At 38.3% G+C, this 16,625-nt stretch carries 16 protein-coding genes; 5 read left to right on the top strand and 11 right to left on the bottom strand.

Annotated elements, in window-relative coordinates; translation table 11 throughout:
* Nucleotides 1-3 precede the first annotated feature (3 nt).
* Nucleotides 4-222: a hypothetical protein gene (locus AC1DSK_RS01980; protein WP_016428161.1), complete on the top strand. Its 219-nt coding sequence runs from the start codon at nucleotides 4-6 to the stop codon at nucleotides 220-222.
* Nucleotides 223-511: 289 nt separating this feature from the next.
* On the opposite strand, the gene AC1DSK_RS01975 is transcribed toward AC1DSK_RS01980, so the two are convergent.
* The 7 genes from AC1DSK_RS01975 to AC1DSK_RS01945 all read right to left on the bottom strand — a co-directional run bounded on the left by AC1DSK_RS01975 (nucleotide 512) and on the right by AC1DSK_RS01945 (nucleotide 8,024).
* The gene (locus AC1DSK_RS01975; RefSeq protein WP_477546366.1) at nucleotides 512-2,179 is read right to left on the bottom strand and encodes a glycoside hydrolase family 13 protein; all 1,668 of its coding nucleotides are present in this window, start codon (nucleotides 2,177-2,179) and stop codon (nucleotides 512-514) included.
* A gap of 615 nt (nucleotides 2,180-2,794) precedes the next feature.
* Nucleotides 2,795-3,880: an ABC transporter ATP-binding protein gene (locus tag AC1DSK_RS01970; protein WP_477546365.1), complete on the bottom strand. Its 1,086-nt coding sequence runs from the start codon at nucleotides 3,878-3,880 to the stop codon at nucleotides 2,795-2,797.
* Between the two features lie 18 nt (nucleotides 3,881-3,898).
* A complete protein-coding gene (locus tag AC1DSK_RS01965; RefSeq protein ID WP_477598019.1) occupies nucleotides 3,899-4,801 on the bottom strand; it encodes an ROK family protein in 903 nt (300 codons plus the stop codon).
* A 103-nt stretch (nucleotides 4,802-4,904) separates the two neighbouring features.
* Nucleotides 4,905-6,596, bottom strand: a complete 1,692-nt coding sequence (locus tag AC1DSK_RS01960) for a glycoside hydrolase family 13 protein (protein ID WP_477546363.1) — start codon at nucleotides 6,594-6,596, stop codon at nucleotides 4,905-4,907.
* Nucleotides 6,597-6,755: 159 nt separating this feature from the next.
* Nucleotides 6,756-6,923, bottom strand: coding sequence for an aspartyl-phosphate phosphatase Spo0E family protein (locus AC1DSK_RS01955; protein ID WP_477546362.1), 168 nt, complete (start codon nucleotides 6,921-6,923; stop codon nucleotides 6,756-6,758).
* Nucleotides 6,924-7,153: 230 nt separating this feature from the next.
* Entirely contained in the window at nucleotides 7,154-7,603 is a 450-nt protein-coding gene (locus AC1DSK_RS01950; protein WP_477546361.1) for a VanZ family protein, read from the bottom strand.
* Nucleotides 7,604-7,817: 214 nt separating this feature from the next.
* Entirely contained in the window at nucleotides 7,818-8,024 is a 207-nt protein-coding gene (locus AC1DSK_RS01945) for an alpha/beta-type small acid-soluble spore protein (RefSeq protein ID WP_016428168.1), read from the bottom strand.
* 291 nt (nucleotides 8,025-8,315) lie between these two features.
* Between AC1DSK_RS01945 and AC1DSK_RS01940 the strand changes: the two genes are divergently transcribed.
* Nucleotides 8,316-9,002 carry a hypothetical protein gene (locus tag AC1DSK_RS01940; RefSeq protein ID WP_477546360.1) on the top strand — a complete coding sequence of 229 codons (687 nt, stop codon included), beginning with the start codon at nucleotides 8,316-8,318 and terminating at the stop codon, nucleotides 9,000-9,002.
* A 331-nt stretch (nucleotides 9,003-9,333) separates the two neighbouring features.
* Complete coding sequence (locus AC1DSK_RS01935; protein ID WP_477546359.1) at nucleotides 9,334-9,525, top strand: hypothetical protein; 192 nt, start codon at nucleotides 9,334-9,336, stop codon at nucleotides 9,523-9,525.
* 70 nt (nucleotides 9,526-9,595) lie between these two features.
* On the opposite strand, the gene AC1DSK_RS01930 is transcribed toward AC1DSK_RS01935, so the two are convergent.
* The 4 genes from AC1DSK_RS01930 to AC1DSK_RS01915 form a co-directional block, all read right to left on the bottom strand.
* Entirely contained in the window at nucleotides 9,596-10,540 is a 945-nt protein-coding gene (locus tag AC1DSK_RS01930) for a GGDEF domain-containing protein (RefSeq protein ID WP_477546358.1), read from the bottom strand.
* Nucleotides 10,541-10,554: 14 nt separating this feature from the next.
* Nucleotides 10,555-11,355, bottom strand: a complete 801-nt coding sequence (locus tag AC1DSK_RS01925) for an alpha/beta fold hydrolase (protein WP_477546357.1) — start codon at nucleotides 11,353-11,355, stop codon at nucleotides 10,555-10,557.
* A 204-nt stretch (nucleotides 11,356-11,559) separates the two neighbouring features.
* Nucleotides 11,560-13,404 carry a putative bifunctional diguanylate cyclase/phosphodiesterase gene (locus tag AC1DSK_RS01920; RefSeq protein ID WP_477546356.1) on the bottom strand — a complete coding sequence of 615 codons (1,845 nt, stop codon included), beginning with the start codon at nucleotides 13,402-13,404 and terminating at the stop codon, nucleotides 11,560-11,562.
* Nucleotides 13,405-13,591: 187 nt separating this feature from the next.
* Nucleotides 13,592-14,539 carry a bile acid:sodium symporter family protein gene (locus AC1DSK_RS01915; RefSeq protein WP_477546355.1) on the bottom strand — a complete coding sequence of 316 codons (948 nt, stop codon included), beginning with the start codon at nucleotides 14,537-14,539 and terminating at the stop codon, nucleotides 13,592-13,594.
* Nucleotides 14,540-14,701: 162 nt separating this feature from the next.
* Here AC1DSK_RS01915 and AC1DSK_RS01910 point away from each other — a divergent pair, with 162 nt between their 5' ends.
* Both AC1DSK_RS01910 and AC1DSK_RS01905 read left to right on the top strand, forming a co-directional pair.
* Nucleotides 14,702-14,887 carry an H-type small acid-soluble spore protein gene (locus AC1DSK_RS01910; protein ID WP_016428176.1) on the top strand — a complete coding sequence of 62 codons (186 nt, stop codon included), beginning with the start codon at nucleotides 14,702-14,704 and terminating at the stop codon, nucleotides 14,885-14,887.
* 465 nt (nucleotides 14,888-15,352) lie between these two features.
* A complete protein-coding gene (locus AC1DSK_RS01905; RefSeq protein ID WP_477546354.1) occupies nucleotides 15,353-16,588 on the top strand; it encodes a polysaccharide deacetylase family protein in 1,236 nt (411 codons plus the stop codon).
* Nucleotides 16,589-16,625: the final 37 nt, after the last annotated feature.

The raw sequence follows: 16,625 nt of genomic DNA, 5'->3' as shown, positions 1-16,625 counted from the left end.
TACATGAAACGTTTTAAATTTATCATTCCGATTATGGTAGTCGTCGCAGTTCTTTCGTTATGGCACTTAAGCACGGATTATTCAGAGGTCCCTCTTGCAACACGTATTTTGATTGCAGCAGGCGGTTCCGTCGTGTCAGGCATTATCTCCTACTTTATGCTGAGAAAAGATGTTCATAAAGTCGACCCAAAACCTGCAGAACCTACAAATAAAAAACGCTAAATAAATTTACTGTGATCTATAAATATGGACAACAAATAGCACCTCCAATTGTTAGTTGTGTCTAACAATTGGAGGTGCAGTTCATTTTGACGGTGCCTTTCTCTTTCCTTTCGAGACTTCTTAAAAATCTCATAGTCGCATGTTACCTCAAAATTTATCACTCAAACTGGAGCATTTATCGAACAAACAAGAGATTTATCGCTCAAGCACCTCTCAACCCCAACTTCACTTGTTGAGACAACTTTCACCTCAAAACAAAAAAACCTTCCCAACTCGGGAAGGTTCATAATTATTTCATTTTATATATACGTGTTTCAAATGGTGCCATCTCGAAACTATTCATTTCTTCGTGAGGTTGCACGTCTTTGTTCGCCAATAATAAGTTATCGAACTTAAATGCGCGCTCCGCCATTTTTTCAATGGACACGGTATTTGCTCCCAAATTGGAAATGACGATTACTTGTTCGTCACCCAAAGTACGCGAATAAGCATATACGTATTCGTGATCAGGCAGCAATAAATCGTACGTGCCATACGTAAAGACATCGTGTGATTTTTTCAGTTGAATCATTTTTTTGTAAAAATGATAGATGGACTGTTCATCTTTCAACTGGTTTTCAACGTTGATGTCAACATAGTTTGGATTGATGCCAATCCACGAAGATGCTGTTGAGAAGCCCGCGTTTTGTTCAGACGACCATTGCATCGGGGTACGTGAATTATCACGACTTGATGACCAAATGATGTCCATGATTTCTTCATGCATCTTGCCTTCACTCATCTTGGAAGCGTACATCCCTTTGATGGCCACATCGTTATAATCTTCAATCGATGCGAACTGTACATTGGTCATGCCGATTTCCTGGCCTTGATAAATGAATGGCGTCCCTTGCATGAAGAAGTACATAGCTGCGATAGATGTTGCACTTTCGTACCAGTACTCTTTGTCGTTCCCCCATGTGGAGACGATGCGGGCTTTGTCATGGTTTTCGATGAACAATGCGTTCCAGCCATTGTTCTCAAGCCCCTTCTGCCAACGCGTCAACACTTCTTTAAGACCTTGGATATCCAGTGTTTTCTTATCTTCAGCATCCCATAATCCCAAGTGTTCGAATTGGAACACCATGTTGAACTTACCGTTCTCTTCTCCAACCCATTGATCGATTTCGTCGACACTGACACCGTTTGCTTCGCCAACAGTCATGATATCGTATTTTGAAAACGTCTCTTGCTTGAGTTCTTCAAGGAATGGTTGGATTCCCTCGACGTTCATATATTTTTCCCATGCGTGAATATATGGTTGATCCGTATCGTTTTCCATATCTGAAAACGTTTGGTCTTTTTTAATATGGCTGATTGCATCCACTCGGAAACCATCAATGCCTTGATCCAGCCACCAATTGATCATGTCATATAGGGCAGTTCGCACGTCACCATTTTCCCAGTTCAGGTCAGGTTGTTTTGTTGAGAAGATGTGCAAATAATATTGCCCACTTTCTTCATCCAATTCCCATGCTGAACCGTTGAAAATACTTTCCCAGTTGTTTGGCTCTTTGCCATCTTTGCCGTCACGCCATACGTACCAATCACGTTTCGGATTGTCTTTTGACGATTTGGACTCGATAAACCATTGATGCTCATCACTCGTATGATTAATAACCAAATCAATAATCAGCTTCATCCCACGTGCGTGAACTTCTGACAACAATTGAGTGAAATCGGCCATCGTGCCAAACTCATCCATGATGTCCTGATAATCGCTTATGTCATAGCCATTGTCATCATTTGGTGATTTGTACATCGGACAGATCCAGATAACATCAATGCCTAAATCTTTCAGATAATCCAATTTTGAAATGATTCCTTGAAGATCGCCAATTCCATCTCCATTTGAATCCATAAAACTACGAGGATACACTTGATAAACAATTGCTTCTTTCCACCAGTTTCTAGTCAAATCTTTACCTCCTTCAGTCTTTCAAGATAACTGCACATTTCATTTTTCATTTAACTTTTTTCAACTTACCTGTTTTACTTCACATCACCAGCCGCTTCTCCTAAGATCCCTCTCGGTCGAAGACTTATGAAGACTTTATGTAACAATTTCATATGTATTAATCATTCTGAAAGGGGTCTCAACTTTGCCCCATCGATATTGAAATTGAATTTCCATAATACGAAGAACAATGGAATTATGACTCATTGGAACGAATACCAAAGACGCAACTTGCATAAAAAACGTTCACGTTTTTTACGAGAAAGTGCGTATGCTGCCATCGAAGAGAAAATGATGATAAGAATAATTACGCTCGGAGTCGTAATCATGAGGGTATTGAAAAAATATTGGAACAAAATCCAAAAGCTCAAAAATATCATTGTTATCATCCATCTGAAAACAACGAAACATATAAATTTCTTGGTTGCAGCAAATAGAACATTCCTCAAATTATGAAAACGCTTGCATAAACTTTTTAGGAATCTGTGCAACCGTTTTCACAAATAGGTAAACTTATCGTATCACATGACGTTTCTTCATTCAATAACACTTTTTATATTATTCAATTACTTTATATTACTTAATGCGTAATTCACTTTCTTTATCAAAGAAGTGTCCTTTTTCCAAGTTGAAAGCAAGATTGATTATATCGCCAGGCTGAACATTGCTGCTTGCATCTATTCTTGAGATGAATTCTTGATTGTCGATGTTCGAGTAAACCATCAATTCCGCCCCAGTAAGTTCTGATACTTCCACTTTTACAGGCAAAGTTGGTGATCCAACAGGTGCTTCATTTGAAATATGTTCAGGACGAATTCCTAAGATTACTTCCTTACCTTCGTAGCCTTGCTCTTTTAAGTAAGTTGCATGTGAAGATGGAATTTCAAGAGAAGTTTCCCCAATCACAAAATGTCCTTTCACGACTTTACCATTAAAGAAATTCATAGAAGGTGAACCGATGAAACCACCAACGAATACATTATCCGGCTTATCATATACTTCTTTTGGCGTGCCGATTTGCTGAACGAGCCCGTCTTTCATAATGACAATACGTGAAGCCATTGTCATTGCTTCTGTTTGATCATGTGTTACATAAATAGTTGTTGTCTTCAGTCGTAAATGTAATTTGGCAATTTCAGCACGCATTTGAACACGCAACTTTGAATCAAGGTTCGATAATGGCTCGTCCATCAAGAATAGATTGGCATCACGGACAATCGCACGACCTAGTGCCACGCGCTGACGTTGACCGCCTGATAGTGCTTTTGGTTTGCGATCCAAATAAGGTTCCAAACCAAGAATTTCAGCAGCATTTCTTACACGTTCTGCAATTTCATCTTTCGGGAACTTACGCAATTTCAATCCGAACGCCATATTTTCAAATACCGTCATGTGAGGGTAAAGTGCATAGTTTTGGAAAACCATTGCAATATCACGCTCTTTTGGCGGAATATCGTTCATGCGTTTGCCATCGATATAAAAATTACCATGCGAAATATCTTCAAGACCTGCAATCATACGCAATGTGGTCGACTTCCCACACCCTGATGGACCAACGAAAACAATAAATTCTTGTTCTTCTACATGCAAGTCAAAATTTGAAACGGCAGTAACGTTGTTATCGTATACTTTTGATATGTTTTCCAACACTAATTTTGCCAATCCATACACGTCCTTTACTTATTTTTTCTCTTCTTCGCCTGACCATACCAGTAAAGCAGCACCAAGCATACCTGCTTCATTGCCAAACGTCGCTCTTCTTACTTCCACCGGCTTCAGCAACAACGGTTCGAGTGACTCCAGTAAGTGAGACCACCATCCATCTGCCGATTCGGAAACACCGCCGCCGATTACGACACAATCCATATCAAGGACTGCCTGTAACGAACTGATAACAATAGCCAAATCACCCGTGAATTTTTTCGTGATAGCCAATGCTTCCGTATGGCCTTCACCARCAAGTTCAAACATTCGGTTCGGTGACACTAACTGATTTTGATCATCCACAATATTACGTTCAGCAATAAGTCGACGTAGCGCCGTCCCTGAAACATATCGTTCACTGCAACCCGGTCGACCACATGCACAGATGTGACCATTCGGATATAAAATCATATGACCGACTTCCCCCGCACCGCCGTGGGCTCCATTCATAACGTGACCATCGATGACAAAACCGCCACCCAGTCCCGTACCAACCGTTAAACAAACCGTGCGTCGGAAACCTTTTGCTGCGCCAAGTCGATGTTCAGCAAGACCGGCACAGTTCGCATCATTATTGACCTCGACTCGAAGCCCTGTCGCTTTCTGTAAAAGCGCTTTCACTTCTGTGCCTTGCCAGCCGGGCAATGTCTCGGTTTCGAAAGTGATGATGCCTTGTTCCGCGTCCACCATGCCTCTCGTGCCAATCCCAATCGCCTCGATGTGCGGATGGTTCTGTAAAAATTCGACTACTTTTTCTTCTAAATAAGGATACAAAGGGATCTGAGTTGGAACAACATGATCTTCAATCACTTGTCCCGTTGAGTCGACAACGCCGAATCGAATCTTCGTCCCTCCAATATCCACACCAAGGACTACCATCTACTCTTGACCTCCATTATATTGAAATCTATTAATCGATGAAGTTATCTTTTTTATCATACATGATTTTACCGATTCGTCTATATTTGATTTTTCACAAAATTCATTCCGACGCAGATGAATAAAAAACCAATGCCTCATATGGTCGCAACTCAATTTTATCAAGCAGGCCAACAGAAGGATAATTATGGCTAATCAGTTTACTATTACTTATATAGTTTTTCACGACATCATCTTTTAGTAAAATTTCATCCTTACTGAAATTACATAACACCAACAGGCTTTCTTTCTCAGCTCTGCGTTCATAAGCAAATAGCTGTGCATGATCCTTGAATAATATTTTGAAGTCACCGGTTGTGATAACGTCCAGCTGTTTTCTCAACTTGATCAGCTGCTGATAATGTGCAAAGACCGACTGTTCACTTTGTAAATCATTCGCAACATTAATTTCTGAATATCTCGGATTAACTTCGATCCACGGAGTCCCCGTTGTAAAACCACCATTTTTTTCAGATGACCACTGCATCGGTGTGCGTGCATTATCTCGACCTTTTGCATAAATGGATTGCATAACGGTATCGTGATTGGCACCCTGCTCCATTTTTTCATGATACATATTCAATGTTTCCAAATCTTTGTATTGGTCAATTGTTTCGAATGCCACATTCGTCATGCCAATTTCTTCGCCTTGGTAAATATAAGGTGTCCCTTGCATCATATGTAAGCATGTTGCGAGCATTTTTGCTGACTCCACACGATACTCCCCATCGTTACCGAAACGCGACACAATCCGTGGTTGATCATGGTTATTCCAATATAGACTATTCCACCCTTTGTCTTGAAGCGAGATTTGCCACTTTTCAAGATTGTCCTTCAGATCGATTAAATTCAAAGGTTTTAGATTCCATTTACCATTAGGACCACTATCTAAATCCATATGTTCAAATGTGAAAATCATATTCACTTCTTTATTTTCAGGATTCGTGTAATCGATTGCTTCCTTTGGTGAAGCTCCTGGCATTTCGCCAACTGTCAAAACGTCATAATGCGAAAGCACTTCTTGATTCATCTCTTGTAAAAAGTCATGTATCTTCGGACCGTTAATGAAATAGGGACTGCCATCCCCGTAAGCTTGTCCTTCATTTTGTGCACCATTAGGCAAACCTGGCTCCTTAGAAATGAAATTGATTACATCCATACGGAATCCTCCAATTCCTTTATCCAGCCAAAAACGCATCATGTCATACACCGATTGTCGCAATTCATCATTTTCCCAGTTTAAATCAGGCTGTTTTTTAGAGAACAAATGAAGGTAATAATCTTGTGTTGCGTCGTTCAATTGCCAAGCGGACCCACCAAAAACCGATCCCCAATTGTTCGGCGGCTGTCCGTTTTTACCCTTTGCCCATATGTAAAAATCTCGTTTAGGATTATCTACACTCGACTTCGACTCAACAAACCACGTATGTTCATCCGATGTATGATTGACGACTAGATCCATAATAATTTTGAGATTCCGTTCCTTTGCCGCTTCCAATAACTCATCAAAATCCGCCATGCTTCCGAATTCATCCATGATGGATTGATAATCCCGGATATCGTAGCCGTTGTCATCATTTGGAGAATCGTATATCGGACTCAGCCAAATTACATCCACACCAAGCTCCACCAAATAATCCAATTTTGAAATGATGCCTTGTAAATCGCCGATTCCATCACCATTAGAATCATAAAAACTGCGTGGATACACTTGATACACAACACTTTTTTTCCACCAGATAGTTTCAATATTCATGTCATTTTCCCCCATTAATTTTTGAAACTAGCGTACCATAATTTTCACTAGACCGAAAATTTTAATTTTTCTCTTATCTTGAGGGCATAAAAAAAGAACCTACAATGTTTAGACGCTTGAAGATTCTCTTTAACGATATTTTAATTGTATGATACAAAATTAAGGCTCAATTATTCCTTGGTATCTATTCAGTAATGAATCAAGCTCCTGGCTGCATGCGACTACGCTGGAATGCGTAAAACCAAAATGCTTTGCTTTGTAATACATTACTCTCCTTTTAATATTGATTTGTCCAAGTAAAAACATTTTAAGATGAATATTTGTCATGATTACCCTTTCCTCCACTTAATAATTTTTGGCATTTTTTGTATACGAATTAGAGACGTTGTACACTCAAAGAACATCTTAACTAATTGGCTTTGTAAAAAAATGTCGCATTGTGGTGAGTTTTTAAAAATTCACTAATTTGTCACATTCACTAAATTATTTGATGTTTAATATTGAAAAAACATGTTTTTTCTGATTCGCAATTTTAGTAAAACGAAATAATATTTTGTTCATCCAGGTGCTTCTTGAATTTTATTTGTATTTGAATTCCCGGCAAGAGACTTACACAGTAAAAATGCTAATAGGATACCAATCATATCAACGCCAACATCAAAAAGTCTCCCATTGCGTTGAAAATATAGCTGTAGTATTTCTGTAAAAAACGCAAACATACTGCATAAAATAAACGCATGCCCAAGCCTTTTGATCGTTGCAAATAGGAAGAAAAACAGAAGTCCAAAAGCAGAAATGTGACCGATTTTTTGTATCACATAGAACTCTTTCTCGAGGTGAATATCATGTGTAATAAACAAGTCACGAAAATTCGGTTTGACATCCAGATGAAAACTGATTGCCTGCTCATATAAAAAAGCGTGAGCATCCGCGGTACAGCCTGCGACTAATATCGTGACTATCCAGAATAACAGGAGGAGTGGTTTTAAACATGTGGAAAGCGCCACGTTAGTCCAACTCCAGCCCAGGTAGAAATATACTCTTAATAAAATTTTTAAGCTTTATTAATAAATAAAACAAAACCGTACATCCTTTCATCGAATGACATGTAAAGCGGATATGAGGAAAGACTATCGGCTATTGAAAAGGTTGACCACAATTTCTATCAGTTATTCGCTCAAAATAAATAAAAGCCGACAGAATGAACTGTCGGCCCGTGTTTTATGAATTTTGGTTACCTCTTAATTGTTGTTGGGCTTGTGCTACTAATCGCTTAGTGATTTCTCCGCCAACGGAACCGTTAGCACGCGATGTAGCGTTTTCGCCTAATTGTACTCCAAATTCTTGTGCAATTTCATACTTCATTTGATCCAAAGCTTGTTTTGCACCTGGTACTGACAATTTGTTGCTTGAATTGTTGTTTGCCATGTTACTCACCTCCTTGTTGCATATAGAATGTCTCATTTTTAAAAAATCATACAAGAAGGTTATATATTTTGTTCAAGAATAGATGTTTTTTATGAAGCGATTTAGGCTGACCATTGTTTTGTTGGAACAATTGAGGGTTTAGTTGAAAAAAAGTGTGGATTAATTGGAAATAAGGAGATTTTAGTTGGGAAAATTGCAGCAATCGTTGGAATCACACCTATAGTGAAATCTATATGTGCCTATATTTTTAATAACTCCTTTCATATATATAGAAACAGAAGGAGGATTCCGATGAACAAAGTGATGTATACCGTATATGAATGTTATAAAGAAGTTTTCAACCCACTTGAAAAAGTGACGTCCATTTTTAGATACGTTAAAATAACCAATTGGAAAAACCGTTTGATTCTTGCTACCATGCCAACTTCGTTACTTGTCTGTCTAATTCTGTATTTCAATAATTATTTTGTCTTATCCACACTAACTATTTTCACGGGATATTTAGTATATGCCATATTTGAATGTTATTTAAAACATGATATTTCCATTAACAACTCTATTTATCATTTCAAACAGGACTATGAAGAAGAAGTATCGACGTGGATTAACTTACTGGAACAGAAACTTCACATTTCGCTTATGGATCTGAACAATCTCCAAATGCTAGAGGTCATTGTTCGAAATGAAATTGAAAATACCATGACCAAAAAATCTTTTGGAACCCGTATGAGTAGTTCCATTCAAATTTATTTAATTCCATTACTAAGCTTTTTAGGCGGGATTCTCTTTTCCCAATCGATTACGATTCAATATTTGGACATGGTGTTCCTGGGAATTGTCTGGTTTTTCCTTCTCCTCGCAATTATTAATGTGATGGCACATACAATCTTTGATTTCTCGAGTCAAACGAAACTTCGGGATATTTTGTCCTTGCTTTTGGAAATCAAACTCAACATTATTTCCTCAAAGAAAAAATGATATTCCACACGAATTTAATTAGGCAATTCGATTGATTTTTAGATATGTTTGATTGATTTCCAGATAAACCACGTTGATTTAGAGATATTACCATGCGAAATATTGATATGTACGAATGAATTTCAGATATCCACTTGTGAATTCTAGATAATCCGTAAAAGACCTATTTTCCAACACAAAAAACCTTCTGGAACTCAAGCCAGAAGGTTTTTACTTTGGTTATAAGGAAATAATGATTACATCGTTCTTCTTCTGAGAAGGCAAGAGAGTTCTTAAGGTTAACCGAGAATAATAAAATAATGAAACGACACATTTACACAAGGAGGTACATATGAATGAACAAAATATCACTAATTTAGTTGCTATCCTGCAAGACATTCAAATTGAGCTACATCACATCAGTGATTCGTTACATACGTTAGCACACCATCCTCCCATTCACGATAAAAGTTTCAACGGAATGGAAGAAAAATTAAGGCGCATCGCCTGTTTTCTGGAGGATATCTCATATAAAAATAAATGATATGTAAATTTTTTGATACAAAAGCCCACTAGAACCAGCTCTAGTGGGTTTCGTGCGTAAACTCCTATATTCATTTCACAGATACGCGATTGCGACCTGCTCCTTTTGATAAATAAAGAGCTGCATCCGCTTTAGAAAATAATATACTGGAATCGTTGCCTTTTTCATACGTTGTCACACCAATGCTGACAGTCACACGTTTTTGAGTCCAGGAGCCATGATCGAGATTCAGTCGAATCCGTTCCGCCATCACCCGTGCGCTTTCTTCATTCGTACTCGGAAGCAAGATTATGAACTCTTCTCCACCCATGCGGGCAACAACGTCGTGCTCTCTAGTCTCTCTTAAAAGCTTCCATGACAGCTCGCGAAGCACGGCATCGCCCATTGGATGGCCAAACGTATCATTGATCTGTTTGAAATGATCGACGTCGATCAGCAACAAGGAAAAAGTCTCATTCTCTGAACTCTCCGCTAACTCAACGAGATCCATTAGTTTTTCCTCCAAGAAACGACGATTCTTCAATCCCGTCAGTGCATCCGTCATTGCAAGTTCCTGCAATTCCATATTTAAATCCAACAATTCCTGTTGTTTCCCTTCGACTTCTTTCAGTAATTCTTGCAATTTTCTGTTGGCTTCATCCGTATCATGAAGAATCCGCTCAGCATTTCGTCGAGCAAGCAACAGCTCATTCTCATACTCATCGCGCACTGCCATCTGAACCAGTACACAAGCAAATTGGTCATTGTGTTTAACCGCATTCATCAAAACCGGAAGATGATGTTCTTTACCTTTTAACATCAAATACATCTCATTGACTTTTCCGTGCAACATAATAGACGGAGCGAAGTAAGTTTGAAAATAAATGCGGGAAGGCACCGTCAAAATGTCATGTAAGTGAACAGGTGTATCTTCTACACCGAGCATATCACTCAAGGTACGATTCATTTCCACCACGTGAAAGCTTTGATTCATCACCAAATAACCACAAGGCGCCAAATCCAATTGCTCTTCCATTTAATTTCCTCCCTTCACTTCGTCAAATACGCTTTTATGCATGTCACAGTCTCTTCAGGATAACTAAGATGCGGATTGTGTCCTGTAGCTTCCATCAGCACAAACTCACTTGTAGTAATTTTCGTATGTAGGTATTCGCCTACTGCCACCGGGGCAATAGCATCGAAATGTGTCTGTAAAATTAAGGTTGGTGACGTAATTTCACCAAGTATATCTCGCGAATCGGAAGTAAACGTCACTTCAGCAAACTTCCGTGAAATGACAGGATCATTCGAGTACAACGTGTTCTCAAAATTCTTTGTTATTGTTGAATCCGAAGCTTCACCCATTACAACTGGCGCTAAATATTTCGCCCATTCCCGATAATTAATTTCCATCATATCTAGCAACGTATCAACATCCGATTTATCAAAGCCGCCAACATATCCTGGTTCATTCAAATAATGCGGTGAAGGACCAATCATTATTAATTTTTCTATTAGCCCGGGTCTCTCAATACTAGCCAATGCACCGATCATACTACTGACAGAATGCCCAACGAACACGATATTTTCCAACTCAAGTGCATCACACACATCAATAACATCTTGGGCATACCCATTCAAAGACTCGTATCGATCTGTAGAATACATAGACTTATCACTGTTGCCAGAACCAACATAATCAAACAGGACTACACGATAATCCGTTGAAAATGCTGGCGCTACATCACGCCAGACGGACTGATCACAGCCAAAACCATGAGCAAACAATATCGTCTTTTGACCCTCCCCAAACACTTTCACATTATTCCGTTCAACTATATCATTGTACATTTACCCAATTTCTCCTTCGTGATGTATTCCATTATAGGTTTATTCTACCATAATAAACTCCACAATATGGTAATTTACCATCTATTTTAACATCTTAAAATATCCTTCTTTTTACTGCTTACTTTACTTGAAAAAAAGATAATAAAGCTATGATGAATGTTACAACACAAAAACGCTTCCAGTTACATGCACCGGAAGTGTCTATCAATCGCCTATCAACTTAAAAAATTCTACCTCGAGCTGTTCAGGGCGAATCGGTTTACTGAAAAAATACCCTTGGCCCATCGGACAGTCCAATTCCGCAAGAAGATGAAGATGCTCCTCTTTCTCAATCCCTTCAGCGACAACATTGAGATTGAAGGTTTGTCCGATTGAAATGATGGTCTTAACAAGAGATAAGTCCTGGCTATTGCCAATCAAATCACGAATAAACGATTGATCGATTTTCAACGTATCAAATGGCAAGTTCTTCAACATGCTCAGCGACGAATACCCTGTACCGAAATCATCAATCGAAATACCTACTCCAAGAGCTTTCAGCGAATTAATTTTGGGCATAACCAAATCAATATTTTCGATTACACTTTCCGTTACTTCAAATTCCAAATATTTTGCTTCAATACTATAAGAATAAAGACACGACTCAATAAAAGGAACGAAATTATTATCACGGAATTGGCGCTGGGATACGTTCACTGAAACTTTAACAGGCGAATACCTTTTGTCCTGCCATCTTCTCATCTGGTACAGAACATCATTGATGATCCAGTTACCAATCTCATTGATCAACCCTGTATCTTCAGCTACCGGAATAAATTCCATCGGCGAAACCATGCCAAGAACCGGATTGTCCCATCGTATTAAGGCTTCAATGCCTGCCAGTTTGGAATTGTGCAAATTAAACTTCGGTTGATACACCACATAAAGCTCCTCATTGCGAATCGCTCTTCTCAATTCTATTTCAATGAGCGTTCTTCTTTCACGCTGCTCTTTTAACTCATTATTGAAGAATTTATAGGTGTTTTTCCCATCCAATTTTGCATAATACATCGCAGTGTCTGCCATAGTAATTAATTCATTCATATCGTCCGTATGTTCTGGACTGCCGCTAATTCCTATACTGGCCGTCACAAAGACTTCATTGCCTTTAAGATAGAAAGGCTCTTTTATGTATTCCCCAATGTCCATTGCGATATTTTTAACGAAATCCATGTTCTCTTTAAGAATCATGACAACAAACTCATCGCCACCTAAGTGATACGTCTTAATCATATGATTACTGAAGAAATTCAATCGTTCCGCAACCTCAATCAGTAATTTATCTCCCACTTCGCGACCCATTGTATCGTTGGTTATTTTAAATCGGTCCAAATCAATAAACAACAACGATGTTTCTAAAGATTGTTCTTTGAACTTTTCTAAATCTTGATTCAACTTGCGCCGATTTGGAAGATGAGTCAATTCATTATGTTCAGCTTTATACTTAATCATGGCTTCGTATTGTTTTTTCTTTGTAATATCTCGAATAATCACGAGTGTTTTTTGAGTTTCATTTAATAGTGACATCGTGATTTCCAAAGGAAACATGGACCCATCACTTTTAAGTCCGGTTGCTTCACTTCTGACATACCCACTTTTTTTAACTTCAGAAAAGAAGGTTTCATGAAAGTAATCGATGGATTCTTGTGTAAAAAGTTTTTCCCAATGTATTGTTAAAAGCTCGTCCTTCTGATAACCATACAATCTCGCCAATTCTTCATTGACAAATTCATGGTTTCCTTCTTCATTCGTTATCCCAATCGCATCAACCGACGAATCCAGTGCATACGTATAATCAACCAACACACTTTTCGTCGAATCAAGTTCTCTCTTCGAATGCAAATACTTATCAATCTGTAGCCCAATTAACCACCCTAAAAACAAATTAACCGGTAATGTAGCCAGACGCCACCATGAAAAGTTCTCTGGAATGACCAAGACGATTAAATTTAGGAGTAGTACAATAGATGTAATTAATATTCGCCATTTAAATCGCTTTGATATAACCACTCACTCCTATCATGTATAGACTATTATCATAATTCACCAACCTGACAAAAGTCTATGTTTTCTAGCAATTTTGTGAATATCTTCATATGGTAAAGTGCGAAATTAAACACAAAAAATGGCCGTTCGAAGCCGGCCATTCTTAGTTGGAAAAATCTCAGGTTTTGTTGGATAAGTGACAAAATGCCCATTACGTAACAATCCTCTTAAAGTAACGATCCGTCACTAAACCAAACACCGAAGCCAATGACTGTTGAAAAAGCATGCCCATGATAACTGGCACAGCAACTGCTGCCGGGAAGTATGAAATCGCGAGCACCGCACCCGCACTGATATTTCGCATGCCGCCATTGAACATTAGTGCAATCACAGTCTCTTTATCCTGCTTAAACAATTTTCCAGCGAAAAAGGAAATCAAATATCCGCTACACGCTATGAAAAATACAACGACCGCTATGGCAATCAGTTTCCCGCTTACGTCAAGCAAATACGGCGCAACTACCGCTCCATTCAACATCACAACAAAACCCATCCCAATTTTCGAAAAAGGTGAAAGGCTATCACTTAATCTCTTCACCTTATCACCGGTCGTCAGTTGATTCAGCATCATCCCCACAATCGAAGGAATCACAATCATCAAAATCAATCCTTGGGTCATACTGATAACATCCATTTCGATGTTTCCACCCACCAACAACGACATCGTAAAGGGCACAATCAACGGTGACAGCAATGTATCAATCAAAATAACTGATAGCGACAGCGCTATATTGCCCTTATAAATAGCGACCCACACAACACTCGAAATACCAGTCGGAATGGCCATCGACAACACCAAACCAGTTATGGTAAACATATCACCACTAAACACCACGTGACCTATCCCAAGCGCCCATAGTGGCATAAATACATGCAACACGAATATTGTTAACACCAAAGGCAAAGGAGAAAGCATCGCTTGTTTCATCGATGCAAAATTCGAATTCAAACTGCCCGAAAACGTCATGAACGCAAATATCCATGGAATCAGTCCCGAAAAATCGTGAAGCGTCGCCGAAAAAATAACCCCAATTACCAAACTGATTGGGATGAACAACGACATTATTTTTTCCAACTTTTTATTTATTCTATTTAACATGCAACCAAATCCCCTATAAAATACGAAGTCTTTACACATTATAATCCCATTTGGTCTTTCGTGACCCTAAGAAAATATTTTTTTAAAACTTCACATGATAATACTGATTCAAACTCAAACTAATTCAAACTGAATAGGCAACTTGATTAAGGAGGAATTCACATGGAACTGAACCGCATCAAACAAATCGTCAACTCGCCAAATGATATCGAAGTCACGTACAACGGGGTTTCCGTCTGGATCGACCAAGTTCACGAAAACGGAAAACTCGCAACAGTCCATCTTCGTCGCTCACTCGAAGAGCGTTCTGAAGTCGACATCTCCGAACTAAATGAAGTGGTACACTAATACGCCGATGTCTATTTTTCCAACTAACACGGCGTTTTTTCCAACTAAGCTTTACCCCCCTGCTGTAAACGAAAGAATTATCTCCATATTTCCATAAAACAGGCGGCTGAAGATGCAATTTCAGCCGCCTCCTCACTTTCTCCATAAAAAGAACCCAACAACTTAAAGTTGCTGGATTCCATCATCACTTTCTATATCCTTTGCCTCAACGAAGATGCTGAATATCAATTGGATCATCTGACTTGCGATCAATCAAAATTCCCATCTCTTCAATATAAAATTTTCGACCGTTCATTACATTTATTTTACTTTGAAGAGTGAATCCAATTATCTTTATTGATTTCACGTAAATTAAGCACGCTATATCCTCAATTAAATTTGTAATATTTATGACTTTTTTCCATAAATTATATCTTATTATCATTATTACTATTATACTAAAAATAAAAACACATAATTAGGAGTTTGGACATCATTAAATTAAATATTAAGCACTTCACTATGGTTTTTCTATTAATTATTACACTATTTTGTAATCCTTTTGAATCAAAAGCACAAGAATCACTTTCACAGGGTATCAAACCTTTTTTCAATATCGGCGGATATGTACATATGGGCAATGAAAAAATGGGTTTTGCGACGTTTATGAAAGGACAAACATACTACATAGAGTCAGAGGATGAAAAGTTTTATCACGTTTCATTTGGTAATGGATTTGTTAATGTAGATAAAAATCATGCTGAAATAGTAGAGTTGCCAAATAAACAAGTTTTAGAAAAAGGTACATCTTCTGTCATCGCAAAGAACAGACTTGTGGTTTTTTCACAACCTAAAAACTCACCTTCACTGGGATATGTGAATCCTAATGTTCGCATACCTATCATTAAAGAGTACAAAGAGTTTTATGAAATTAATTTCGGTGGTTCAAAAGGATATATCAAAAAGTTGCAAACGAACACAGACAATGGCATTCCTGTATTGATGTATCATCACATGATGCATGAAAAAGCTCAATCTAATCAAGCTTTTAATAATATGACGATTGAATACAAGCAATTTGAGGATCAAATGCGCTACTTGAAAGAGAATAAGTGGAAAACAATATCCATGCAGCAATTAGATGATTGGCTGGCTTATCAAACGAACCTTCCTGAAAAAGTCGTTGCAATTACGTTTGATGATGGAATAACCTCAACTGTGGACTTAGCGTATCCTCTGTTAAAAGATTTGGACTTTCATGCTACGTCATTCGTTATTACAGGAAAGATTCGGCAATCTTCAGATTACTGGATCGCGAGTGATTTGCAATATGTAGGGTTAAAAGAAATTAGAGAAACTTCCGATGTATATGACTACCAACATCATTCCAATGACATGCATCTATACAAACCTGGTGCTAGATCGGGCATGTACACAACGGAATCTTATGACGCAATCTTAAAAGATATTCAAAAGGGCACTGCCCAATTGGGAAAAGCATTTTCAAATGACCTTCTCAGAACAAAATATCTTGCCTACCCATTTGGTCATTACAATCAAACGACCATACAAGCTACTCAAGATGCCAGCATACGATTGGCGTTTACGACCATGACGGGAAATGTAAAATTAAGTGACTCTCCATACGAATTGAAAAGACAAGGCATTGCTCCCTATCATTCGATGGAAGACTTCATTCATAAACTAGAAGGCACCTATTAAAATTTTATGATAAACACAAAAAAGGCGGCCGATAATT

This window comes from Paenisporosarcina sp. P4_B8, from assembly GCF_056402175.1.
The sequence above is the reverse complement of the archived record's forward strand: the minus strand, read 5'-3'. Positions and strand labels throughout refer to the sequence as shown.